This is a genomic window from Pseudomonas sp. BF-B-30 (assembly GCF_019956305.1).
GTDB lineage: Bacteria > Pseudomonadota > Gammaproteobacteria > Pseudomonadales > Pseudomonadaceae > Aquipseudomonas > Aquipseudomonas jessenii.
Genome location: NZ_JAHBDG010000011.1, coordinates 344,597 through 366,982, shown reverse-complemented (window position 1 = coordinate 366,982; position 22,386 = coordinate 344,597). Strand labels below are relative to the sequence as shown.

The window sequence follows — 22,386 nt, the reverse complement described above, 5'->3', positions numbered from 1 at the left end:
GGGGTAGGCGGTGTCAGTGGGAGTGGCGCGGCACCTCGGCCCCACGGCAACCGACCAGGAAGTCGAAGTCGCAACCCTGGTCCGCTTGCAGCACGTGGTCGATGTACAACTGACGATACCCACCGACGATCAGGTTCTGTGGCGGTTGCAGATCGGCCATGCGCGCGGCCAGCTCGGTGTCCGCAATATCCAGGTGCAAGCGGCCGCTGGCGCAATCGAGTTCGATCCAGTCGCCTTCCTTCACTGCGGCCAGCGGACCGCCGGCAGCGGCCTCCGGGGCGACGTGCAGCACAACCGTGCCGTACGCCGTGCCACTCATGCGCGCATCGGAAATACGCACCATGTCCGTCACACCCTGGGCCAGCAGCTTGGCCGGCAGGCCCATGTTGCCCACTTCGGCCATGCCCGGATAACCCTTCGGCCCGCAGTTCTTCATCACCAGGATCGAGTTGGCATCCACGTCCAGTTCCGGATCGTTGATCCGTGCCTTGTACATGTCGAAGTTCTCGAACACCACCGCACGGCCGCGATGCTGCATCAGTTCGGGCGTGGCGGCGGACGGCTTGAGCACGGCGCCCAGCGGTGCCAGGTTGCCGCGCAATACACAGATGCCGCCATCGGCGCGGATCGGGTTGTCGAGTGTGCGGATCACTTCGTCCTCGCCATAGATCGGCGCGTCCCTGGTGTTCTCGCCGATGGACTTACCGTTGACAGTCAAGGCGTTCGGGTTCGGGATCAGGTTGGCTTCGCCGAGGCGACGTAGCACCGCCGGCAAGCCACCGGCGTAATAGAACTCTTCCATCAGGAAGCGCCCGGACGGTTGCAGGTCGACGATGGTCGGCATGCCGCGACCGATACGGGTCCAGTCATCCAGGTCCAGCTCGACGCCGATGCGCCCGGCGATGGCTTTCAGGTGGATCACTGCGTTGGTCGAACCGCCGATGGCGGCATTGACGCGGATGGCGTTTTCGAAGGCTTCCTTGGTGAGGATCTTCGACAGCTTCAAGTCTTCGCGCACCATCTCCACGGCACGCATGCCGGACATGTGCGCCAGCACATAACGGCGCGCGTCCACGGCCGGAATCGCCGCGTTGTGGGGCAGGGAGGTGCCGAGCGCTTCGGCCATACAGGCCATGGTCGAGGCGGTGCCCATGGTGTTGCAGGTACCGGCCGAGCGGGACATACCGCCCTCGGCCGCGAGGAAATCGTCGATGCTGATGGTGCCGGCCTTGACCTGTTCGCTGAGCTGCCAGACCACGGTGCCGGAGCCAATGTCCTTGCCCTTGTGCTTGCCGTTGAGCATCGGCCCGCCGGTGACGACGATCGCCGGCACGTCGCAACTGGCGGCGCCCATCAGCAGGGCCGGGGTGGTTTTGTCGCAACCGGTCAGCAGTACGACGCCGTCAATCGGGTTGCCGCGAATGGCTTCTTCCACGTCCATGCTCGCCAGGTTGCGGGTGAGCATGGCGGTAGGGCGCAGGTTCGATTCGCCGTTGGAGAACACCGGAAACTCCACCGGGAAGCCCCCGGCCTCGATCACCCCGCGTTTGACGTGCTCGGCAATCTGGCGGAAATGCGCGTTGCACGGGGTCAGTTCCGACCAGGTGTTACAGATGCCGATGATCGGCTTGCCATGGAACTGGTGGTCGGCGATGCCCTGATTCTTCATCCAGCTGCGGTACATGAAGCCGTTCTTGTCGGCGGTGCCAAACCATTGGGCGGAGCGCAGGGTGGGTTTCTTATCAGACATGATCGATTCTCTTATTGTATGACTATATTGTTCGAGCTGAGGCGTAACATAAACGCAAATTGTGCGCTTTGGAAGTGTTGTTGAGTAAATAGTAATACTATATAGTCCGCTCAAACGGAGGGATGGCCCTGGCGAATTCTTCGCGAGAGGCGTCCCCCGAGGTTCTATAACAACAACAATCGGAGACCGTTCTCATGAGCCAGGAACTGCGGCTTATCCGCCGCATCACGCTGAAACTGATTCCCTTCCTGATCCTGCTGTACCTGATCGCCTATGTGGACCGCTCCGCGGTGGGCTTCGCCAAATTGCACATGGGCGCAGACATCGGCCTGGGCGATGCCGCCTACGGTCTTGGCGCCGGGTTGTTCTTCATCGGCTACTTCCTGCTGGAAATCCCCAGCAACCTGATGCTCGACCGCTTCGGCGCACGGCGCTGGTTCGCGCGGATCATGGTCACCTGGGGTGCCATCACCATCGGCATGGCCTTCGTCCAGGGGCCGAACAGCTTCTATGTGATGCGCTTTTTGCTCGGCGCCGCCGAAGCCGGGTTCTTCCCGGGCGTTCTGTACTACATCACCCAATGGTTCCCGGTGCGCCATCGCGGCAAGATCCTCGGGCTGTTCATCCTGTCGCAACCCATCGCAATGATGATCACCGGCCCGGTGTCCGGTGGCTTGCTGGGCATGGACGGCGTGTTGGGGCTGCACGGCTGGCAGTGGCTGTTCATCGTCATTGGCGCCCCGGCGATCCTGCTGACCTGGCCGGTGCTGCGTTACCTGCCGGACGGCCCGCAGCAAGTGAAGTGGATGGACCAGGCGGAAAAGGACTGGCTGAGCGGCGAGCTGAAAAAGGATCTGGATGCCTACGGCCAGACCCGTCACGGCAACCCGTTGCACGCCCTCAAGGACAAGCGCGTCCTGCTGCTGGCGCTGTTCTACCTGCCGGTGACCCTGAGCATCTATGGCCTGGGTTTGTGGCTGCCGACCCTTATCAAACAATTCGGCGGCAGCGACCTGGTGACCGGATTCGTCTCGGCGGTGCCGTACATCTTTGGCATCGTCGGTCTGCTGATCATCCCGCGCAGTTCCGACCGCTTGAACGACCGCTACGGCCACCTCGCCGTGCTGTACGTGCTGGGTGCGATTGGCCTGTTCCTCAGCGCCTGGCTGTCGGTGCCTGTGCTGCAACTGGCGGCGTTGTGCCTGGTGGCGTTCGCACTGTTCTCCTGCACGGCGGTGTTCTGGACCTTGCCGGGCCGCTTCTTCGCCGGTGCCAGTGCGGCGGCGGGGATTGCCTTGATCAACTCGGTGGGCAACCTCGGTGGCTACCTCGGTCCGTTTGTGATCGGCGCGTTGAAGGAATACACCGGCAACCTGGCTTCGGGCCTGTACTTCCTGTCCGGAGTGATGGTGTTCGGACTGATTCTGACTGGCGTGGTGTATCGCCTGCTGGAGCGCAAGCACGTCCTGCCAGCCGATCAATTTGCAGCAAGCGCACGTGGGGCTTCCCGTACCTGATTTTGAGGGTTCACACCGACCAAATGTGGGAGCGGGCTTGCTCGCGAAAGCGCAGTGTCAGTCACCGATGATGTCGGGTATGACGACCTCTTCGCGAGCAAGCCCGCTCCCACATGGGTTCTGCGGTGTTCTGACGTATTGTTTACAGGAGAAAATTCATGCGTTTGGTTCAGTTCGAATTGAGTAACGGCGAACGCCGTGTCGGCGTTGTCGAGGTGGGCCTGGTCCGTGAAGTACAGGACGCGCGCACCGTTCGCGATCTGGCATTGGCGGCGATCGAGGCGGGCGCAAGCCTTGAGCAACAGGTACAGAGCCTGGGGCTGGGGATCAGCCATGACTACGCCCAACTGCTGACGCAACGGCGCATCCTGCCGCCCCTGGACCATGCGGACCCGGCGCACATGCTGATCAGCGGCACGGGCCTGACGCATCTGGGCAGCGCCTCGGCCCGGGACAAGATGCACCAGCAAAGTGGCGATGAAACCGCGATGACCGACACCATGCGCATCTTCAAATGGGGCGTGGAGGGCGGTAAGCCGGCGGCGGATGAAGCCGGTGTGCAGCCGGAGTGGTTCTACAAAGGCGATGGCGGCATCGTCGTCAGGCCGGGCCAGCCGTTTCCCCTGCCGCCGTTTGCCGAAGATGCCGGTGAAGAGCCGGAGATCGCTGGCCTGTACGTGATTGGTCACGACGGCAAGCCGTATCGCCTGGGTTTTGCCGTGGGCAACGAGTTCTCCGACCACGTCATGGAGCGCAAGAACTACCTGTACCTGGCCCACTCGAAACTGCGCAGCTGCAGCTATGGCCCGGAACTGCGGGTTGGCGAACTGCCGCAGCATCTGGCGGGCACCAGCCGCATCCTGCGTGACGGCGAAGTGCTGTGGCAGAACGAGTTTCTCAGCGGCGAGGCGAACATGTGCCACAGCCTCGCCAACCTCGAATTCCATCATTTCAAGTACAGCCAGTTCCTGCGCCCGGGGGACGTGCACATTCACTTCTTCGGCACGGCGACCCTGTCCTTCGCCGATGGCATTCGCACCCAGCCGGGTGATGTGTTCGAGATCACCCAGGCTGAATTCGGCGCGCCATTGATCAACGGCATCGCACCGGTCGCAGCGGCTTTCGCGCCCGGCACCGTCGGCACACTTTGAGGAGTTACCCATGACCCGGATTCTTGGTCACAACTACATCGGCGGTCAGCGTAGCGCCGCCGGCAGCATCAAGTTGCAGAGTGTCGATGCGACGACGGGGGAGGCCTTGCCCCACGATTTTTCCCAGGCGACAGTGCAGGAAGTCGATGCGGCGGCCGGCGCGGCGGCGGCCGCGTATCCGGTCTATCGCAGCCTGAGCGCGGAGCGGCGGGCGCAGTTTCTCGAGGCCATTGCCGATGAACTGGATGCCCTCGGTGATGATTTTGTCGCGGTGGTCTGCCGCGAAACGGCGTTGCCCGCAGGGCGGATTCAAGGCGAGCGTGGACGCACCAGCGGGCAGATGCGCCTGTTTGCCAAAGTCTTGCGTCGCGGTGATTTCTACGGCGCGCGAATCGACCGGGCATTGCCGGAGCGTCAACCGTTGCCGCGTCCGGACTTGCGTCAATACCGCATCGGCCTGGGACCTGTGGCAGTGTTCGGTGCCAGCAATTTTCCGCTGGCGTTCTCTACCGCCGGTGGCGATACCGCCTCGGCGCTGGCCGCCGGGTGCCCGGTGGTGTTCAAGGCCCACAGCGGTCACATGGCCACGGCTGAATGGGTGGCTGACGCGATCATTCGTGCTGCCGAGAAAACCGGGATGCCGGCCGGCGTGTTCAACATGATCTACGGCGGTGGCGTCGGCGAGGCGCTGGTCAAGCATCCGGCAATTCAGGCCGTGGGCTTCACCGGTTCGCTCAAGGGCGGTCGGGCCTTGTGCGACATGGCAGCGGCCCGCGCACAACCGATTCCGGTGTTTGCCGAGATGTCGAGCATCAACCCGGTGATCGTCTTGCCCGAGGCGTTGCAGGCGCGGGCCGACACGGTCGCCCGGGATCTAACGGCGTCGGTGGTTCAGGGCTGCGGCCAGTTCTGCACCAATCCGGGCCTGGTGATCGGCATTCGCTCAGCGCCGTTCAGTGCCTTTGTGCAGCAAGTGGCCGGGTTGATGGGCGACCAGCCGGCGCAAACCATGCTCAATGCCGGAACCCTGAGCAGCTACGGTCAGGGCTTGCAAAAACTGCTCGCGCATCCGGGGATTGAGCACCTGGCCGGCAATCCGCAACAGGGCAATCAGGCACAGCCGCAGCTGTTCAAGGCCAATGTCAGCCTGCTGCTCGATGGCGATGAAGTGCTGCAGGAGGAAGTGTTCGGTCCGACCACGGTGGTGGTTGAAGTGGCCGATCATGCGCAACTGATGGCCGCCCTGAATGGCCTGCACGGCCAGTTGACCGCCACCGTCATCGGCGAGCCGGAAGACTTTGAACAGTTCGCCGGGCTGACGGCGTTGCTGGAGCAGAAGGTCGGACGCATCCTGCTCAATGGCTATCCGACGGGCGTGGAAGTCTGCGATTCGATGGTCCACGGCGGGCCTTACCCGGCAACGTCCGATGCGCGCGGTACCTCGGTGGGCACACTGGCCATCGATCGTTTCCTGCGTCCGGTGTGCTTCCAGAACTACCCGGACAGCTTGCTGCCGGATGCGCTGAAGAACGGTAATCCGCTGCGCATCCAGCGACTGGTGGATGGGCAGTCGTCCCGCGAGGCACTCTAGCGGCTGACCACAACCCCTGTGGGAGCGGGCTTGCTCGCGAATGCAGTTAATCATTCAACATCTCTGTTGGCTGACACTGCGCTTTCGCGAGCAAGCCCGCTCCCACAGGTTTGTGTGAAACTTTGGTCGGGTGCATGAGCTATCATTGGCGCTTTCCCATTCAAAGATTGATTGCCATGACTTCCCCAACCGACACCTTGCTCAATGCCCTCGAACGCTGCGGAATGGTGGAGATCGACGGGCTGCATGCCTTCGAATTCGCCCTCGACGAGTTCGATAACCTGCACATTGAATGCATGGATGGCCGTGTGGCCAAACACTGGGAGTTCACGCCGGCGCAGGTACAGGCCGCGACCTTCGACTCTACGCTGCAAAGCTGGTTGATCACCGGTGACTCGGGTGAACACCGTTTGGTGTGCCTGGGCGATGTCGTCAGCGGTGACAACGAAGAAGACGACCAAGACGATGCGTAACCTCTGGCCACTGTTGATGGCCGGCAGCATCGGCGCCATGGGCGTTCAGGTCGCATCCGCCGAGGACTATCAACTGCTGGTGGGCTCCTACACCGCCGGTCAAAGCCAGGGCATCTACCGCCTGGCGTTCGACAGCCGCACCGGGCAGATCGATGCCAGCCCCCTGCAAGTGATCAAGAGCGAAAACCCGTCGTGGTTGACCCTGTCGAAGGATCAGCGACAGCTGTTCGTGGTCAACGAAAACGGCCCTGGCCAGACCGATCCGGTAGGGCGCGTCAGCAGTTTCGCGATTGATCCCAAGACCCACGCGCTGAGCCTGGTCAGCCAGGTGCAAAGCCTGGGCAACGAGCCGACCCATTCCAGCCTCAGCATCGATGGCAGCCATTTGTTTGTCAGCAATTACTCGGTGGCCGAAGACCCGGGCGGCACCCTGGCGGTATTGCCGGTGGCGGCCGATGGCAAGCTCAAACCGGTGGTGCAGATGAGCAGCCACCCGGCGAGCCGGGTCAATCCCGAGCGCCAGGCCTCGGCCCACGTGCACTCGACGATCCCGTCGCCGGACGGCGAATACGTGTTCGCCAATGACCTGGGCGCCGACAAGGTGTTTGCCTACCGCTTCGACCCCAAGGCCAACCCGGAACTGCCGTTGACCCCGGCCACCCCGGCATTCGTGCAACTGCCGCCGGGCAGCGGGCCGCGCCACCTGCTGTTCAGCGCCGACGGCAAACACGCCTGGCTGACCATGGAAATGAGCGCGCAAGTGGCGGTGTTCGATTACCACGACGGCCAACTCGAACAGACGCAGATGGTCGATCTGGCTGCCGGGCAACCGGTATCGGACAAGGCTGCGGCAGCGTTGCATGCCTCGGCTGATGGCAAGTTCCTCTACGTCAGCAACCGTGGCACGGCCAATCAACTGCTGGTGTTTGCCATCGATCCGGCGACCGGCCACCTCAGTGAGCTGCAACGGCGGGCGGTGGAGGGCGATCATCCACGGGAATTCAGCCTCGATCCGAGCGGCAAATTCCTGTTGATCGCCAACCAGAAGAGCAACCAGATTGTCGTCGTCGAACGCGACGTCAGGACCGGTCTGCTGGGCAAGACCGTGCAAAAACTGCCGATGGATGCCCCGAGCGACCTCAGGTTTTTGCTGCGTCAGTAAGCCGCAGGCCCCGGTTGATGGGGCCTGCCTGCTTTTATCAATGACGCTGATATCTGGTACTGCTACAAAGCATTTCAAGGCACGAACCCTCGAGGGTTAAGTTTGCTTCACGGCCCCACCGGGCAAGCAAGCCAACCGAATCCGAGGAATACCGCCATGAACTTCAACATCTTCTCTGTCATCGCCGCTTCCGCCATTTCCGCCACCGTTGCGCTGCCAGCCAGTGCCAACGTTGAAATCAGCGACAAAAAAGCCCACACCCAGAGCTACACCCCGAAGTACCTGCAACAGAGCGCCAACTTCTACGCCGCGCTGGATCACAAAACCCAAGCCTGAAAGCCCCGCCTGCCTTTATGCAGGAGCGAAGTCACTGATGATCGAAGGCCCTGGTGTTGAAAGCCATTGTGTCGAAAACGATCAGAGTGATGTCGCTCCTGCATAACGCATTTGCGACAGCATCACTTTGCCATCAATGTCGCGCTTGATATCACATTGCCATGCGTTTAAATTGACGCTGATTTTTTGACTCCTCCTCACGGCAAGGATCGATAGCATGGTGACGCGTCTGGCATTGGTTCTACTTTTTCTCTATTCCACCCCCATTCTGTCGGCAGCCGACCCTGTTCCGGTTGAGCCGGATGCTGCGCGCGAGCGCTTGATGAGTTTTATTGAAGACTGAAATAGTCTGGCTTAATGATCAATGAAGTTGATGGTCACTATGGATAATCCTGAGTGGTTAACCAGGCTTTTTTGATCGATTCTGTGGGCATTGAAACATGCCTGCGGAGAACATCATGGCCAGCGCAATTCTCACTTCTGCCAAACACGGCGCCTATGTGGCGATCGGTCTTTACCTTGCCATGGTGCTGGTGGTCAGCCTTTCAGCCCAGTCGCAATCCAGCTTTGAAGCACCGATCCAGGTCGCTCATCCCGGCATCCAGTTTGAACACCGTGCGCAGAATGCCAGCGTTGATCAGGCTGAACTCGCAGGAGTCGTCGGCGCATGAAAGGGCACAGACTTTGGGTCATCGCCTTCCTGGCGTTCATGACCAATGGATCCTCCCTGTTGGGGATCGGCCAGGGCTCGGCAGGCTCGGTGGCACGGGCCATCGAAGCCAACCACAACATTGCCCGCAGCATCGAAAACGCCAATGCCCAGGGCATGCTGGCCGGCAATCCGCCGATCAGGAGTGAAGGTGTGGTTTTCGGCCCGTTCCAGGTCGATTGCTCGGCCATCGGGATGTGTCAGGTTCTGGCCTGAGTCTTCGACGCACCACGGACCTTTGTAGGAGCCAGCCTGCTGGCGATGGTGTATCAGGCACCACAGCGTCAACTGACACACCTTCGCCAGCAGGCTGGCTCCTACAGGGGATGGTTATTTCTTCATGATCGATGTGAACAGGTCCGACTCCAAAAGCCGCTGTAGCCATGCCTGCAAGCGCAGGTAAGGCGTCTGCCCGAACCACTCGCGATCCACATGCGCAAACTGCCGTACAAACGGCATCAACGCCACATCCGCCAGGCTCGGATGGTCCGCCAGCAAATAGTCGCGGCCTTCCAGCAACTGATCCAGCCTGCGCAGGAACACCTCACCCTCGCTGCGATAAACCTCCATCGGTTGCTCGGGATAACGGTCCGCGTACTTGTAGCGATTCAAGTGCACCTTGAACACCTGCTCGTTCCGTTCAATCAAAGGGGCGATTTGCTCCGCTGCGACAGGATCATCCTTGAGCAACCAGTCCTGCGGATCGTTCTGAGCCAGGGCCCAGCGCATGATGTCGAGGCTTTCGTCGATCACCCGGCCATCGACGCTCAGTACCGGCACCGTGCCTTTGCCCGACAGTGCGAGCATCTCGGCGGGCTTGGCCTTCAGGCTGACTTCGACGATGTCCACGGCCACTCCCGAATAACGCAGGGCCATGCGTGCGCGCATGGCGTACGGGCAGCGGCGGAAGGAATACAGCGTGTTCATTTCACCTCCAGGGTACTCAGGCCATTGCCCTGGCGCTGGACCTGAATCTGCACCGGAATCCGTTCATGCATTTCCTGTACGTGGGAAATCACCGCGACCTTGCGGCCCTGGGCCTGCAAGCCGTCGAGGGCATCCATGGCCAGTTGCAGGGATTCGGGATCGAGGCTGCCGAAGCCTTCGTCGATGAACAGCGACTCGATTTTCAACGTGCTCGACGCCATCGACGCCAAACCGAGGGCCAGCGCCAGCGACACCAGGAAGGTCTCGCCACCGGACAGTGAGTGCACCGAACGCAGTTCGTCGCCCATTTCCGTGTCCATCACCAGCAACCCGAGCATGCTGCCGCCGCGCTTGAGGCGATAGCGGCGCACCAGTTGGCGCAATTGCACGTTGGCGTGATGCACCAGCAGGTCGAGGTTGTAGGCCTGGGCGATCTTGCGGAAGGTGTCGCCGGTGGCGGAGCCGATCAACGCATTCAGGCGTGCCCAGCGTTGATACTCGTTGTAGGCGTCGGCAATCTGCTGCGCCAGGGCCTGATTGGCGTTCTGCCGGCGCTGGTCCTCAGCCTGATCGGCGCGCAGTTCGGCGCAGTGTTGCTCGCTGGCGGCAGCGAGGTTTTGCAGGTCGATCAGCGCACTGGCCAATTGCTCGGCATCGAGATTGCCGTTCTGTTGTGCCTGATGATTGAGCAGGTGTTTGTTGCGCTCCTGTATCAGGACGTTGGCCTGTTCGATGGCTTTCTCGCTGTGCTGCAAGCGCTGGCGCAGTTCGCTGACCTGGGTGTCGTCGACGCTCAACAGGTTTTCGAGGCCGCCGTCATCCAGCTCGGGATGACGGGCACGCCAGTCGCCGATCTTGCCGGCGAGCTCAAGTTCTTCGCCTTCCAGTGCATGCAAGCGTTCGCGCTGGGCCTTGAGCTCGGCGGCGATTTGCACTGACTGCGTGACGACGCTTTGCAACGTCTGCGCAGTGCTGGCTTCGGCGCTGCGTGCCTGTTCCACGGTCTGTTCCAGTTGCTGTTGCCAATGCTCGGCGCTGCTGTGTTCGCCGAGTAATTGTCCGAGTGTGTGCTGGCTCGCCTGTTGCTGCTCGGCCAGTCCATTGAATTGCTGTTCGGCGGCCTGCAATTGCTGCACGCGGCTTTGCTGGCGATCCTGTTCCTTCTCCAGCTGTTGCTGGCGTTGTTGCTGCTCGGCCAGTTCTTCCTTTTGTTGTTCGAGTTGCGCCTGGCGCTCGGCGATCTGCCGGTCGAGCTGCATGAAGGTCGCGGCCGGTTCGACGCGCAGCGCTTGCAGGGTTTCGGCCGGCAGCAGGTTGGCGAATGCCTTGAGTTCTTCGTCCAGACGCTGGCGGTCGTTGTTCAACTCGCGCTGTTGATTGCTCAGGTGCTGGGCCGCTTGCTGGTGCGCGGTTTCGGCATGGCGCAGTTGCTGGGTCAGGCGTGCGGCATCCTGTTGCAGGGTGAGCAGCGCGCTCTGCCGTTGCTCGTCCTGGCTGATGCTTTGGTTGAGCTGACGGTTTTGCTGAACGAGCCAGGCATCGCGTTTGGCGGCATCCTGATTCAGCAGTTGGGCCGCCAGCGGGTGCGCTTCCAGGCTCGGAGCGAGGGCTTGCTGCTGGGTCGCCAGTTGCTCCTGCTGTTGCAGCAGTTCCTTTTGCTGGGCGATCAGACCGCCGACTTCGGCACGCAGGTCAGTGAGTTTTTCCTTGAGCAGGTCGACGGCCTTTTGCGCGTTGGCCTGTTCGCTTTCATCAAAACGACCGAGGCTTTGCAGCAGGGCTTCGGGCTGATGATAGGGATGCTCGTTGCTGCCGCAGACCGGACATGGCTGATCGTCCTGTAACTGCGCGCGCAGCTCTTCGACACTGGCACTGCGCGCCAGACGCTGACGCTCCAGCAGTTCGCGAGTGACGTTGAGGGTCTGTTCGGCAACGCTCAGATCAGCCTTGGCCTTGACCCCGTCCTGGGTCAGGCGTTCACGTTCCTGCTGCGCGGTGAGCTGGCGCTGTTGCAGCTCGGCGCTGCGTTTGTCCAGGTCCTGCTGGCTGGCCCACAGGCGCGCAAGGTCTTCGACGGCGCGCAGTTGCTTGCGGTTGTCCTGCAACAGGCTACCCAGGATGCCGATCTGTTCGGCGACGGCATCCGGTTCGGCACCGGCCTCCTTGAACAGCACCTCCAGTTGCTGCTTCTGCGCGGTGAGCGCCTGGTCGGTGCTCGCGGCGTTTTGTTCGAGGCTGGCCAGTTCGGCCTGGCCCTGATTCAGTCGATTGCCGATCAGCATCAACTGTTGCAGCCGGTCCCGATAGGCATTCCAGGCATCGCTCAGCGGTGCCAGATGCGTGCTTTGCTCAAGCCCCGTGGCGATGCGCTGCAAGTACCCGGCGCCTCGGGCTTGCTGATCGAGCAAGGTCTGAATCGTGCCCTGGCCTTGGGTGCAGGCCTGTTGCGCCTGTTGCCTGGCTTCGGCGCTGAGGGCGGTGTCCTTGGCCAGGCGGGCGAGGGTGCTTTGGGCTTCGAAGGCCTGCCGCAGCAACGGCGCGCTGTCGGCTTGTCGCTGTTGGGTTTCGCTCAAGGCGATCCGGGCGCTGCCGAGCTGTTGCTCAAGCAGCGTCTGGCGCTCACCGAGTTCACCATGTTGCTGCGTCTGCAAGGCAATTTGCGCCGCCAAGGGTGTCAGCAGCGCGTCGACCTCGGCTTTACGGGCGAACTGGTGCCGTTGCGGGGCCAGCTGTTCGAGACGGGTGAGCCTCAAACGCTCGCTGGCCAAGGCCTCCCAGTGGGTCTGCGCCGATTGCAGTTGTTCGCTGGCGGCCAGATGCTCGTCCTGCAATCGACGCAGGTCCTTGAGCCAGGTGTCCTGCAGTTCAAGCTGTTTGAGCTGCGCCTGTTGGGTCTTGAGTTGTTGCTGCGCCTGGTTGAGGCGCTCATCCAGTTCCGCGCGAGCTTCAGGTGACAGCGGCGTTACCCCGCTGGCCTGATCCTGCAGCAGCTTGTGCGTCTCGCGGGCCTCCTTGGTCTTGTCGAAGGCCCGACGACCGAGGCGGGTGTAGAGCGCGGTATCGGTGAGTTTTTCCAGCAGTTCGCTGCGGTCGTTGTCGTCGGCCTTGAGGAACGCGCTGAACTCGCTTTGCGCCAACATTACCGCGCGGGTGAACTGTTCGAAATTCAGCCCCAGCGCGGCTTCGAGCTGAGTCTTGTATTCGCCTTTCTGGCTGGCGAGCAATTGATCCTGATCGATGTCACGCAAGCTCTGGCGGCTGGCCTGCAGCTTGCCAGCGGCCTTGTCCCGGGCGCGATTGGCCTCCCAGCGGGCGCGGTAGCGGCGGCCGTCGACGCCGACGAAATCCACTTCCGCATAGCCTTCACCCGTGCCGCGACGCAGCAGGGTGCGCGGGTCGCCGGTAGCGATTTCGCCGTCGGCGTCCGGCACCTTGGCGTCGCGGCCGGTGTTGTTCAGGCGCGGTACGGCGCCAAACAGCGCCAGGCACAGGGCATCGAGCAAGGTGCTTTTACCCGCGCCGGTGGGGCCGGTGATGGCGAACAGTCCGGCACTGGCCAGGGGTTCGGCAGTGAAGTCGATTTCAAATGGCCCGGCCAGGGAGGCGAGGTTTTTCAGGCGGATCGCGAGGATTTTCATGGTTGTTCGCTCTCCATCTGCACGTCCTGCAACAGCTCGGCAAAGTCCTTGAGGGTCTGCTCGTCGACCTCGCTGCCGTAGTTGTCCTGCCAGGCGCGGCTGAACAGTTCCTGAGGCGTGAGTTGGTCCAGTTCGATCAGCGCGCTGCCTTCGTCGGCACCGTCACGGCCGCCGTTGCCGGCGTACTCGGCGGCGATGCGCACCAGGCGCACGGCCTTGCCTTGCAGGGCGGTTTCCACTTGATTGCGCAGGTCGGGCTGCGGCTCGTCGAGGCGCACCCGCACCTCCAGCCATGGCTGGCGCTGGATGTCGGCCAACAGGTCGATGTTCGGCAAATCCGCCAGTTGCACCAGGATCTCGCTCAATGGCGCCGGGCCGATGCGTTGCAGGTTGACCGCGCGGGGGATCAGTTTCGGCTCGACGCTGAGCAGGGTTTCGCCATCGAGTTTGATGTCGAGGATCTGGTGCTGATAGCTGATCTCGGAGAACGACAACGGAATCGGCGAGCCGCTGTAGCGGATGCGCTCCTCGCCATTGACCTTCTGCGGCTTGTGCAAGTGGCCGAGGGCAACGTAACTGATGCTCGGTCCGAACAGGCTGGCGGGCAGGGCTTCGGCATTGCCGATGATCAGGTTGCGCTCGGAGTCTTCCGACACGGAGCCGCCCGCCATGTGCGCGTGACTGATGGCGATCAGTGCCTGGCCTTTCTTGCGCTTTGCGTTCGCCGCCTCGATCAGCCATTCATGGACCTGGCCAATGCCACGCAGGTAGTTGTCGCCCAGATGCGCGCCGGTGACTTCGGCAGGGCGCAGGAACGGCAGCGCCAGGCACCAGGCGACGGTTTTGCCCTTGGCATCCGGCAGCGGCAACAGCAAACGCTCGGCATCCAGTTGCCCGTCATCCAGCCACAACACACGGCCCAGCGCATGCGTGCGCAAGCGGCGCATCAACGGCGCGGGCAGTTCGATCCGCGAGCCGGAATCGTGGTTGCCGGCAATCATCACGATGGTCAGCAACGGCTGCTGTTCGTGGGCGCTGACGATGAAGTCGTAGAGACGCTCCTGGGCTTTGACCGGCGGATTGACCGTGTCGAAGATATCGCCGGCGATCAACAGCACATCCGGCTGGTCGAGCTTCAATTGACGCAACAGCCACTCGAGAAAACAGCCGTGTTCGAAATCGCGATCCTGGCCGTGCAGGTTCTGCCCGAGGTGCCAGTCGGAGGTGTGAAACAAGCGCAAGGCGAACTCCGCTACAAAATAGGTAATGGCCGCGTGAAAAATGAAGGCGGCGAAAGGGGGAAGAGTTTACTGGTAAACCGCTCGGGTGTGGTTGCACACCAAACTTCTTATGGCCGGGAGTTCTGTGGCGAGGACGGCTGCCTGTGGCGAGGGGGCTTGCCCCCGTTGGGCTGCGGAGCGGCCCCAGGCTTTTCCTGGTACACCGAGCCGCCCGGATTTACGGCCGCTTCGCGCCCGAACGGGGGCAAGCCCCCTCGCCACAAATGCATCTTTGTCGCCAGGCCGCTGTTTACTTGGGATAAAGCGGCGGCAACCCACTGTCACCGACAGGGTCCTGAACCCGTTCGGCCATCGGGATCGCCTTGATCGCCCGCCACAGTTCGTCACCTTGCCAGTACTGGCCGGTTTCGCTGTACAGCGCGCCGTTCAGGCCGTCGAGGGCGTCGGACAGAGGTACGAAGCGGGCGGCCATGTCGGCCAGGGTTTCCGGCTGCTGGCGGGCCCAGGCGTCGAGGGCCTGGCGGGTGGCGTGGGAGTCGTTGGCCTGGCAGGCGCGCTTGAGGTCATCGAGCACGGTGCGCGGGCTCGGGCCGGTTTGAGCGACACGCGCCACCGCCGGTTGCCAGCGGCCACGCCACCAGAGGCCAAAGCCGAGCAGGGTAGTGCAGGCCAGAATCAAGGTACTGAGCTTCCAGCGCCAGAGTGCTTCGCTGTTGGCGCCTACATCGACTGGTGAGGCGCCGACCGGGGTGTCGGCCAGCAGGCTCGGATTGGCCACCACGTGCAGCGTGCGAGCAGGCAGGCTGCTGTGTTCCAGATGATCTTCGAAGGTGTTCCACCAGATCACGTCGACGGTGGGCAGCTCGATGGCGCCGGTCCTTGTCGGCACCAGGGCCTCGCGGTCTTCACGACTGCCGACCAGGCCGCGTTCGCTGTTCTGGTTGCCGAGCACCGGTTGATCCGGGTAGCGGCGCAGGCCGCCGACGTCGGTGCCGGGCAGCGGAGGCAGTTGGGTGCTGGACAAGCCTTCGGCCTTCACCGTCAGGCTGCGGGTCAGCGAATCGCCGACCTGAGTGTGATCCGGCTCCGGGTTCCAGATTTCGCTCAGGGTCAGGCTGCGGGCAGGCAGCCAGGGCGCGTCGGCCGGATAGGTGAGGGGCTTGGCCTTGACCGTCAACAGCAGTTCGGCCGAGGTGACGCGCATCAGCTTGCCGGCTTTTGGCCCCTGGGCTGCGTCCTGTACCGGTTGTGGGTCGACCAGCGCGGCGTTGAAGACCTGTGCCGGAATGATCAGTTCGCCGCTGTGTTGCGGGTAGATCGCGTAGCGCATTTCGATCACGCCATGGCGCAGGCCGTCGATGTCCTTTTCGTAGGTGCGTGAGTCGCCCAATTGTTCGATGCGCGCATCAGGGATCTGCAAGGGTGGCAGGCTGCTGTCGTCGTACAGCGACACCGAATGGTAGATGCGCAGGGTCAGGACCGCCTGGGCCTGCACGTACACGCTGGTTTGATCGAGGCTGGCATCGATGAACACCGCGGCCCGCTGGTTCGGGTTGTCCGGTGTTTCGCTCTCGACCACTTGCAGGGTGATCGGCTGGCTCTGCAGTTCCCCCAGTTGCAATGACGGAATCACCACGCTGCCGTTTTGCCGGGGCAGAAGGGTGACGATCCAGCGGGTGGTGGCCTGGTTTTCTCCGCTCAGGGTGTTCAGCTGGTTGACCTGGCGTGTGCCGCGCACTTCGAACAACGGTTCCAGCGCCGCCAGGTCCGGTTTGCCGAACTGAGTGACATCGCTGGATTCCAGGGTCAGCTCGACCGTCTCGCCTGAGCTCAGGCGACTGCGATCAACACTGGCGACCAGTTCTGCTGCCTGTGCCTGAACGGTGCAGAACAACAGGCCATGCAGCAGCGCGAGCAATAAAACGGTGAAGCGGGTCATCGAGTTTCTTCCTGATCCTGATGTTGTTGCTGTTCGTACCAGAATTTGCGCCTGAGCAGTTCACCGGGGTCATCCGGGATCTGTCGCAGCCATTGCTCCAGTGCCTGGCGCTGCTCACCTTCGATACTGTCGGTGGCCGGGCGCAAGGGCGGTGTGGTGTGTTGTTCGTCACCCAGTTCGCTGCCCGGAACCTCGTTGCCCCCCGGTTTCGGCGGTGTGGTGGGTGGTTGTTCCTCACCCGGGCGGCTCGGTTGCCCCTCGGTTTTCGGTTCGCCGCTGCTCGAGGGTTGTGCGGCGGCACCGGGCGGTGGCTCCGGCGATTCGGCTTCGGGCCGGGCGTTGCTGGCGGCGTCTGGCTCAGGAGGAGTATTTTTCTCCTTGAGCAGGCGTTCGACCAGCGCCTTGTTGGTCAGTGCCGGACGCAAGTCCGGTTGACGTTCCAGTGCCTGTTCGTAAGCGTCCAGGGCTGCCTCCAGCTCACCGCTTTTGGCCAGGGCATTGCCTCGATTGTAGTGGGAGTGGGCATCGTCGCCTTCGGCAAACCGCTCGGCGGCGCCTGCGTAGTCGCCGGCCTCATAGAGCGCCACGCCTTGCCACTGATGGCTTTCGAAGCGTCGGGAGGCCTCGGCGGGGCGTTTCTGCTTGAGTAAATGCGAGCCTTGTTGATCCGGACGCAGCCAAAGGTCTGCGAGGTCGAAGGCGTAGCTCGGTTGAGGCAGCGCCAATAGCAGCGGCAGGCACAACAGCCAACCGCGACGCCCCGCGCAGGCCGCGAGCAGCAGCAGTGGCAGCAGCAGCCAGTACCCCTGATCGGCCCATGTGTCCAGGCGCAAGGTCTGACCGTCGTTGCGCAAGTGGCGTGGACCGTCGAGCAGGCCAAGGGCGTGCAGGTCGCTATCGTCCAGGCGCGCCTGGCGATAGCGCCCATCCAGGTCGTTGGCAAAATTTTTCAAGCCGGGCTCGTCCAGGCGCGGCACGAGAATGGCGCCTTGTTCATCCTTGAGGAAGCTGCCGTCTTCCTGGGTGATCGGCGAGCCTTCGGCGGTGCCGATGCCGAGCATCAAAAATTGAGTCGATTTGCCGTTCAGCGCGCGACGGATGCCCAGTCGCTCCTGGTCGGTCAGGGACGATCCAATCAGCAGGATCCGGCCATCGCCCAAAGCAGCCTGTTCGAGCAACGCCAGGGCCTTGAGCACCGCCAGATCGGCGCGATGACCGGCCGCTGGCATCAACGACGGTTTCAGTGCATCCAACAGATTGCGGCTGGTGGAAAGATCATCTGACAGCGGCACCAGTGTGTGGGCACTGCCGGCGTAGACGACGATGGCGGTTTGCGCGTCGCTGCGAATCTGCAGCAGATCAAGCACCTTGCGTCGTGCCTGTTCGAGTCGGTTGGGTGTGACGTCGGTGGCGAGCATTTCCGGGGTCAGCTCGAGAATCACCACCAGCGGATCGGCGGGTTTTTGACTGGTCTGCTCGACACGCTGCCAGCCCGGACCCAGCAGGGCGAGCACGGTCAACAGCCACGCGAGACCGAGGGCGATCCAGGGCAATTTACTGTCACGTCCACTGCCACCGCTGAGCAATGTCGTGTGAAAGGCCGCAGGCAGGATCATTTGCCAGCGCCCGGCGCGCTTCTTGCGGTGCCAGAGTTGCCAGAGCAACCAGCCAAGCACCGGCAGCAACAGCAGCCACCAGGGGCGGAACCAGTACGGCCACAGCGCACTCATCGGCGCCTCCGCAGGCGCAGGCGTTTGAGACGCTGGCGCCAGTCAGGCAGCAATTGCGTTTGCAAAAACAGATCCCTGGTAAACAGGCGTTGCAACGGGTTGTCCGGCCAGAGTACGGGGGCCAGCAGCAGCATGCTCAACCACAGCGCCAGGGCCAGCGGCCAGTGATACAACGCTTGGGCCGGGCGGGCCTGGGTCGGTTGCTGGGTCACGGGCTCCAGTTGGTCAAGGGTGTCCTTGATCGATTGCAGTTCCTTGCCATCGTGGGCGCGGAAGTACTGACCGCCGGTGACTTCGGCGATGGCCTTGAGGGACGGCTCGTCGAGGTCCAGGCTCGGGTTGACGCCGAGGAAACCCACGGAGCCGCTTTGCTCTGGATCGGCGCCAATGCCGATCGGATAGATTTTCACGCCTTCCTTGGCCGCCAGCCGGGCGGCGGTGAACGGGTCGATTTCACCGCCATTGTTGGCGCCGTCGGTGACCAGAATCAGCACGCGGCTTGTTGCCGGACGCGAGCGCAGGCGCTTGAGGGCCAGGCCGATAGCATCGCCGATGGCGGTGTTTTTGCCGGCAATGCCGATACGCGCTTCATCGAGCCAGACGCGCACGGTGTGGCGGTCGAAGGTCAGCGGCGCCTGCAGGTAGGCCTGGCTACCGAACAGGATCAGGCCGACCCGGTCACCTTCGCGGCTTTCGAGGAAATCGCCGAGCAGGTGCTGGACCAACGCCAGTCGGCTCACTTCTTCGTCCTGCCACTGCATGTCAGGGAAGTCCATGGAGCCGGAAACGTCCACCGCCACCAGCAAGTCACGGCCACTGGCGGCAATCGGCAAGGGTTCGCCGAGCCATTGCGGGCGTGCCGCCGCGACCAGCAGCAACAGCCACAGCACTATGAACGGTGCCTGCTGGCGCCATGCTGGCAGGTTGGCCCGGGCGCGACGCCCGGCGAGGCCTTCCAGGTCGCTGAGGAAGCTGACCTTGAGCGCCGGTTCGCCACTGTCGGCCACCGGCAAGACGATGCGCATCAGCCACGGCAGCGGCAGAAGGGCAAAAATCCACGGCCAGGCGAACTCAAACATGCTTGCGAATCCATGTGTCGACGGCCTGGGTCAGGCCGGCGATGGCCTTGTCGTCGAGTTTGCATTCGGGTTTGTAGGCGCCTTCGACCAGCACCATCCAGCGAGTCAGGCCAGCGGCCGGGCAGCGATTGTCGAGGAACGCCAGCCATTTTCGCCCGTTGAGGGTGTGGCTCTGGCTGTAGGGGTAGTGGTTGCGGCACAGGCGTTTGAGCAAACCGTTGAGTTGCTGCAGCCAGGCACCGGCCGGCGCACCGTCGTAGGGTTTGGGCATCAAGGCCAGCTCCGCTAGGGCGGCAAGACGCACCGGGTCAAGCGGCTGTTCTGCACGCACCACGGGGCGCCTGTCCGGAATAAAACGACGTAGCTTCCACAGGCCCAAACCGATCAGCGGCACCAATAGAAGCAGCAACCACCAACCCGGTGCCGGAGGCCAGAACTCCACCGGTGGCGGGGATATCAGTGGTTGCAGTTGATCAAGGCTGCTCATCGACCTTTCCCCGGTTTCTGTGGGTTCAGGTATTCGCGCAATTGCTCGACCATCTCGCTCTGGGTGCTCAACGGCATCATCAGCACCCGCAGTTTTTGCGCGAGCAGCTCCCAGCGCGCGATACGCGCTTCAGCCTGGGCCCGGTAAGCCTGGCGCAGGTCGAAATTCAGCGTATCGAGTTCCAATTGCGCTCCACGCTCGGCGAAACGTAAAAGGCCGGCGGCGGGCAGAGCATGATCCAGCGGATCGGACACCGGCAGCAGCAACAGGTCGCAATGACGCGATAACAGGCTCAGCTGTTGCTCGGCGCTTTCCGATAGCGCGCGTTCGTCGCAAATCACAATGACAAGGCTGCCCGGACGTGACACCTCACGCGCTCGGCGCAAGGCAATGCCAAAGGCGTCGCGGTCCGGCTCGCCCTCGGTGGTCAGCGACCGGTTGACCCGCACCAGCCGGTTGAGCAACTGCAGCAGGCTTTGCTTGCTGCGCCGAGGCTTGATTTCATAGTGCTCATTGTCGCCATACACCAGCCCGCCGACCCGGTCGTTGTGGCCCAGGGCTGCCCAACCGATCAGGCTCGCGGCCTGGGCGGCGAGCACCGACTTGAACATCAGGCCCGACCCGAAAAACAGCCGGTGGCTTTGTTCGACCATGATGAAAATCGGCCGCTCACGTTCTTCGTGGAACAGCTTGGTGTGGGGCTCCTGGGTGCGCGCGGTCACACGCCAGTCAATGGTGCGCACATCGTCGCCGGCCTGATAGACCCGCACCTGATCGAAGTCGACGCCACGCCCGCGCAATTTGGAATGGTGCAGGCCGATCAGCGGGCTGCGTTGGCCAGGCGTGGAAAACAGCTGCACTTCGCGCACGCGATGGCGCATCTCGATCAGATCGGCGAGGCTGACACGGATGCCCGGCTCGGGCGGCAGGCTGGCGTTCATCGGGGTCAAGCGACGGCTACGACGTCGAGAATCCGCTGGACCACACGGTCCTGATCGATGCCAGCGGCTTCGGCTTCAAAGGAAAGAATGATGCGATGGCGCAGCACGTCGAACAGCACGGCCTGGATGTCTTCCGGGCTGACGAAATCACGCCCGGCCAGCCAGGCGTGGGCGCGGGCGCAGCGGTCCAGGGCAATCGAGCCTCGGGGGCTGGCGCCGTAGGCGATCCACTCGGCCATCTCCGGGTCGAATTTGGCCGGGGTGCGGGTGGCCATGACCAGTTGTACCAGGTACTCCTCCACGGCGTCGGCCATGTACAGACCGAGGATTTCCTTGCGTGCGACAAAAATCGTCTGTTGAGTAACCCGACGCTCAGGCTTCGCTTCGCCGTTCAGGGCTTCTCCACGGGCTTGCTGCAGAATCCGGCGCTCGACAGTGGCATCGGGAAAGCCGATTTTCACGTGCATCAGGAACCGGTCAAGCTGGGCTTCCGGCAACGGGTAGGTGCCTTCCTGCTCGATCGGGTTCTGCGTGGCCATCACCAGGAACAGCGGCGACAGCTCGTAGGTGCTGCGCCCGACACTGACTTGCCGCTCGCCCATGGCTTCGAGCAAGGCCGACTGGACCTTGGCCGGGGCGCGGTTGATTTCGTCCGCCAATACCAGGTTGTGGAAGATCGGGCCTTGCTGGAACACGAAGCTGCCGGTTTCCGGGCGGTAGATCTCCGTACCGGTAATGTCGGCCGGCAACAGGTCAGGGGTGAACTGGATGCGGTGGAACTGCGCTTCGATGCCTTCGGCAAGTTCTTTGATAGCCTTGGTCTTGGCCAGGCCAGGAGCACCCTCGACCAGCATATGGCCGTCGGCGAGCAGGGCGATGAGCAATCGCTCGATGAGCTTTTCCTGGCCGAGAATCTGCGTTGAAAGAAAGGTTCGCAGCGCTAGCAGCGCTTCACGATGTTCCATCGATGACTGTTCCTGCAAAAGGGTGGCCGAGGACGTTCGAAATGCGCCAGGGCTGGGGGCGTTACTTTAATCCATCGCGGGGGGTGGCGACTAACGGCATTTTGCGCAAAGTGCGGGAAAAGATGGGTGAAATTGTTGGAGGTTCATTCCATTTCAGTATTGTGGCGGGCTTACTGACGCCATCGCGAGCGAGCTCGCTCCCACAGGGGACCACGCCGTCACTGAGGCATGCAATCAAATGTGGGAGCGAGCTTGCTCGCGATGAGGTCGGAACAGGCGCTGATATTCAGAGCTGGCTAATGAAGGTGCCAGTGCCATCAAGAATGTTCTTCAAGGTCAGCTCAACTTCATCCATATCCACCATGTCGGCATCAAAGGTGATTTCCAGTACATCGTCGCCATTGAGCGCATCGGCATCAGCCGCGGCAATTTCGATCTTCAGCAGGGAAGGGCTGAGGGTGACTTTCACGCCATCGAGGGTCGAAGGCTCGCCGTCCAGAGTGATTTCCAGCTCGTCTTCATCCGGGTAGCGGCTCATCAGGAACATTTCGCCCTGGTCGCTGTGGCAGCAGAGCATGGCCATGTTGTCTTCTTCGTCGTCGCAAGGGTTGACGATCAAGAGGGCGGTGGTCATTTGCATGGGAAATTCCAGATGTTTGGCTGTAGCGTGCGATTGTGCCAGTGCGAAGGTTTTTTTGCTGGATTGTATTGAGTGGCTATGAAATTCAACACTGCATATCTGCAGGAGAA

The 22,386-nt window shown here is 62.4% G+C and carries 20 protein-coding genes; 9 read left to right on the top strand and 11 right to left on the bottom strand.

Translation table 11 applies throughout. From position 1 onward, the window contains the following. Nucleotides 1-13 precede the first annotated feature (13 nt). On the bottom strand, nt 14-1,750 hold the full coding sequence (locus tag KGB29_RS08070) for an IlvD/Edd family dehydratase (RefSeq protein WP_057715018.1): 1,737 nt from the start codon (nt 1,748-1,750) through the stop codon (nt 14-16). Between the two features lie 194 nt (nt 1,751-1,944). Here KGB29_RS08070 and KGB29_RS08065 point away from each other — a divergent pair, with 194 nt between their 5' ends. From KGB29_RS08065 to KGB29_RS08030, 9 genes are all read left to right on the top strand, one after another. Beyond that, nucleotides 1,945-3,267 (top strand): MFS transporter, encoded by a 1,323-nt coding sequence (locus tag KGB29_RS08065; RefSeq protein WP_150813855.1) that lies wholly within the window; start codon nt 1,945-1,947, stop codon nt 3,265-3,267. A gap of 158 nt (nt 3,268-3,425) precedes the next feature. Then, nucleotides 3,426-4,418: an AraD1 family protein gene (gene araD1 / locus KGB29_RS08060; protein WP_223616377.1), complete on the top strand. Its 993-nt coding sequence runs from the start codon at nt 3,426-3,428 to the stop codon at nt 4,416-4,418. A gap of 10 nt (nt 4,419-4,428) precedes the next feature. After that, on the top strand, nt 4,429-6,009 hold the full coding sequence (locus KGB29_RS08055) for an aldehyde dehydrogenase (NADP(+)) (RefSeq protein WP_150813853.1): 1,581 nt from the start codon (nt 4,429-4,431) through the stop codon (nt 6,007-6,009). Nucleotides 6,010-6,143: 134 nt separating this feature from the next. After that, nucleotides 6,144-6,482: a DUF5629 family protein gene (locus KGB29_RS08050; protein ID WP_150813852.1), complete on the top strand. Its 339-nt coding sequence runs from the start codon at nt 6,144-6,146 to the stop codon at nt 6,480-6,482. Then, on the top strand, nt 6,475-7,644 hold the full coding sequence (locus tag KGB29_RS08045; RefSeq protein WP_150813851.1) for a lactonase family protein: 1,170 nt from the start codon (nt 6,475-6,477) through the stop codon (nt 7,642-7,644). The genes KGB29_RS08050 and KGB29_RS08045 overlap by 8 nt, the downstream gene beginning before the upstream one ends. 156 nt (nt 7,645-7,800) lie before the next feature. Beyond that, entirely contained in the window at nt 7,801-7,980 is a 180-nt protein-coding gene (locus tag KGB29_RS08040) for a hypothetical protein (RefSeq protein WP_057715012.1), read from the top strand. A 217-nt stretch (nt 7,981-8,197) separates the two neighbouring features. Next, entirely contained in the window at nt 8,198-8,323 is a 126-nt protein-coding gene (locus KGB29_RS28645; protein ID WP_256355695.1) for a hypothetical protein, read from the top strand. Between the two features lie 115 nt (nt 8,324-8,438). After that, on the top strand, nt 8,439-8,651 hold the full coding sequence (locus KGB29_RS08035; protein ID WP_150813850.1) for a hypothetical protein: 213 nt from the start codon (nt 8,439-8,441) through the stop codon (nt 8,649-8,651). Beyond that, a complete protein-coding gene (locus KGB29_RS08030; protein ID WP_090455027.1) occupies nt 8,648-8,905 on the top strand; it encodes a hypothetical protein in 258 nt (85 codons plus the stop codon). Before KGB29_RS08035 ends, KGB29_RS08030 begins: the two co-directional genes overlap by 4 nt. A gap of 114 nt (nt 8,906-9,019) precedes the next feature. Here KGB29_RS08030 and KGB29_RS08025 read toward each other — a convergent pair whose 3' ends face one another. The 10 genes from KGB29_RS08025 to KGB29_RS07980 form a co-directional block, all read right to left on the bottom strand. Further along, complete coding sequence (locus tag KGB29_RS08025; RefSeq protein WP_150813849.1) at nt 9,020-9,616, bottom strand: glutathione S-transferase; 597 nt, start codon at nt 9,614-9,616, stop codon at nt 9,020-9,022. Then, the gene (locus KGB29_RS08020) at nt 9,613-13,254 is read right to left on the bottom strand and encodes an AAA family ATPase (RefSeq protein WP_218543870.1); all 3,642 of its coding nucleotides are present in this window, start codon (nt 13,252-13,254) and stop codon (nt 9,613-9,615) included. Before KGB29_RS08020 ends, KGB29_RS08025 begins: the two co-directional genes overlap by 4 nt. Beyond that, on the bottom strand, nt 13,251-14,495 hold the full coding sequence (locus KGB29_RS08015; protein ID WP_150813847.1) for an exonuclease SbcCD subunit D C-terminal domain-containing protein: 1,245 nt from the start codon (nt 14,493-14,495) through the stop codon (nt 13,251-13,253). Before KGB29_RS08015 ends, KGB29_RS08020 begins: the two co-directional genes overlap by 4 nt. 289 nt (nt 14,496-14,784) lie before the next feature. After that, nucleotides 14,785-16,434: a BatD family protein gene (locus KGB29_RS08010; protein WP_218543869.1), complete on the bottom strand. Its 1,650-nt coding sequence runs from the start codon at nt 16,432-16,434 to the stop codon at nt 14,785-14,787. Then, nucleotides 16,431-18,164, bottom strand: a complete 1,734-nt coding sequence (locus KGB29_RS08005) for a VWA domain-containing protein (protein WP_154860095.1) — start codon at nt 18,162-18,164, stop codon at nt 16,431-16,433. Before KGB29_RS08005 ends, KGB29_RS08010 begins: the two co-directional genes overlap by 4 nt. Further along, nucleotides 18,161-19,243: a vWA domain-containing protein gene (locus KGB29_RS08000; protein ID WP_159389844.1), complete on the bottom strand. Its 1,083-nt coding sequence runs from the start codon at nt 19,241-19,243 to the stop codon at nt 18,161-18,163. Before KGB29_RS08000 ends, KGB29_RS08005 begins: the two co-directional genes overlap by 4 nt. Continuing rightward, a complete protein-coding gene (locus tag KGB29_RS07995; RefSeq protein ID WP_057715004.1) occupies nt 19,236-19,730 on the bottom strand; it encodes a DUF4381 domain-containing protein in 495 nt (164 codons plus the stop codon). Before KGB29_RS07995 ends, KGB29_RS08000 begins: the two co-directional genes overlap by 8 nt. Beyond that, nucleotides 19,727-20,671, bottom strand: a complete 945-nt coding sequence (locus tag KGB29_RS07990) for a DUF58 domain-containing protein (protein WP_057715003.1) — start codon at nt 20,669-20,671, stop codon at nt 19,727-19,729. The genes KGB29_RS07995 and KGB29_RS07990 overlap by 4 nt, the downstream gene beginning before the upstream one ends. Nucleotides 20,672-20,676: 5 nt before the next feature. Continuing rightward, the gene (locus tag KGB29_RS07985; protein WP_057715002.1) at nt 20,677-21,636 is read right to left on the bottom strand and encodes an AAA family ATPase; all 960 of its coding nucleotides are present in this window, start codon (nt 21,634-21,636) and stop codon (nt 20,677-20,679) included. Between the two features lie 286 nt (nt 21,637-21,922). Beyond that, on the bottom strand, nt 21,923-22,276 hold the full coding sequence (locus KGB29_RS07980) for a hypothetical protein (RefSeq protein ID WP_150813843.1): 354 nt from the start codon (nt 22,274-22,276) through the stop codon (nt 21,923-21,925). Nucleotides 22,277-22,386 lie beyond the last annotated feature (110 nt).

Coding starts and splice junctions, on each gene's coding strand:
- KGB29_RS08070 (WP_057715018.1), bottom strand. CDS start 1,750: ATGTCTGATAAGAAACCCACCCTGCGCTCCGCCCAATGGTTTGGCACC.
- KGB29_RS08065 (WP_150813855.1), top strand. CDS start 1,945: ATGAGCCAGGAACTGCGGCTTATCCGCCGCATCACGCTGAAACTGATT.
- araD1 (WP_223616377.1), top strand. CDS start 3,426: ATGCGTTTGGTTCAGTTCGAATTGAGTAACGGCGAACGCCGTGTCGGC.
- KGB29_RS08055 (WP_150813853.1), top strand. CDS start 4,429: ATGACCCGGATTCTTGGTCACAACTACATCGGCGGTCAGCGTAGCGCC.
- KGB29_RS08050 (WP_150813852.1), top strand. CDS start 6,144: ATGAGCTATCATTGGCGCTTTCCCATTCAAAGATTGATTGCCATGACT.
- KGB29_RS08045 (WP_150813851.1), top strand. CDS start 6,475: ATGCGTAACCTCTGGCCACTGTTGATGGCCGGCAGCATCGGCGCCATG.
- KGB29_RS08040 (WP_057715012.1), top strand. CDS start 7,801: ATGAACTTCAACATCTTCTCTGTCATCGCCGCTTCCGCCATTTCCGCC.
- KGB29_RS28645 (WP_256355695.1), top strand. CDS start 8,198: ATGGTGACGCGTCTGGCATTGGTTCTACTTTTTCTCTATTCCACCCCC.
- KGB29_RS08035 (WP_150813850.1), top strand. CDS start 8,439: ATGGCCAGCGCAATTCTCACTTCTGCCAAACACGGCGCCTATGTGGCG.
- KGB29_RS08030 (WP_090455027.1), top strand. CDS start 8,648: ATGAAAGGGCACAGACTTTGGGTCATCGCCTTCCTGGCGTTCATGACC.
- KGB29_RS08025 (WP_150813849.1), bottom strand. CDS start 9,616: ATGAACACGCTGTATTCCTTCCGCCGCTGCCCGTACGCCATGCGCGCA.
- KGB29_RS08020 (WP_218543870.1), bottom strand. CDS start 13,254: ATGAAAATCCTCGCGATCCGCCTGAAAAACCTCGCCTCCCTGGCCGGG.
- KGB29_RS08010 (WP_218543869.1), bottom strand. CDS start 16,434: ATGACCCGCTTCACCGTTTTATTGCTCGCGCTGCTGCATGGCCTGTTG.
- KGB29_RS08005 (WP_154860095.1), bottom strand. CDS start 18,164: ATGAGTGCGCTGTGGCCGTACTGGTTCCGCCCCTGGTGGCTGCTGTTG.
- KGB29_RS08000 (WP_159389844.1), bottom strand. CDS start 19,243: ATGTTTGAGTTCGCCTGGCCGTGGATTTTTGCCCTTCTGCCGCTGCCG.
- KGB29_RS07995 (WP_057715004.1), bottom strand. CDS start 19,730: ATGAGCAGCCTTGATCAACTGCAACCACTGATATCCCCGCCACCGGTG.
- KGB29_RS07990 (WP_057715003.1), bottom strand. CDS start 20,671: ATGAACGCCAGCCTGCCGCCCGAGCCGGGCATCCGTGTCAGCCTCGCC.
- KGB29_RS07985 (WP_057715002.1), bottom strand. CDS start 21,636: ATGGAACATCGTGAAGCGCTGCTAGCGCTGCGAACCTTTCTTTCAACG.
- KGB29_RS07980 (WP_150813843.1), bottom strand. CDS start 22,276: ATGCAAATGACCACCGCCCTCTTGATCGTCAACCCTTGCGACGACGAA.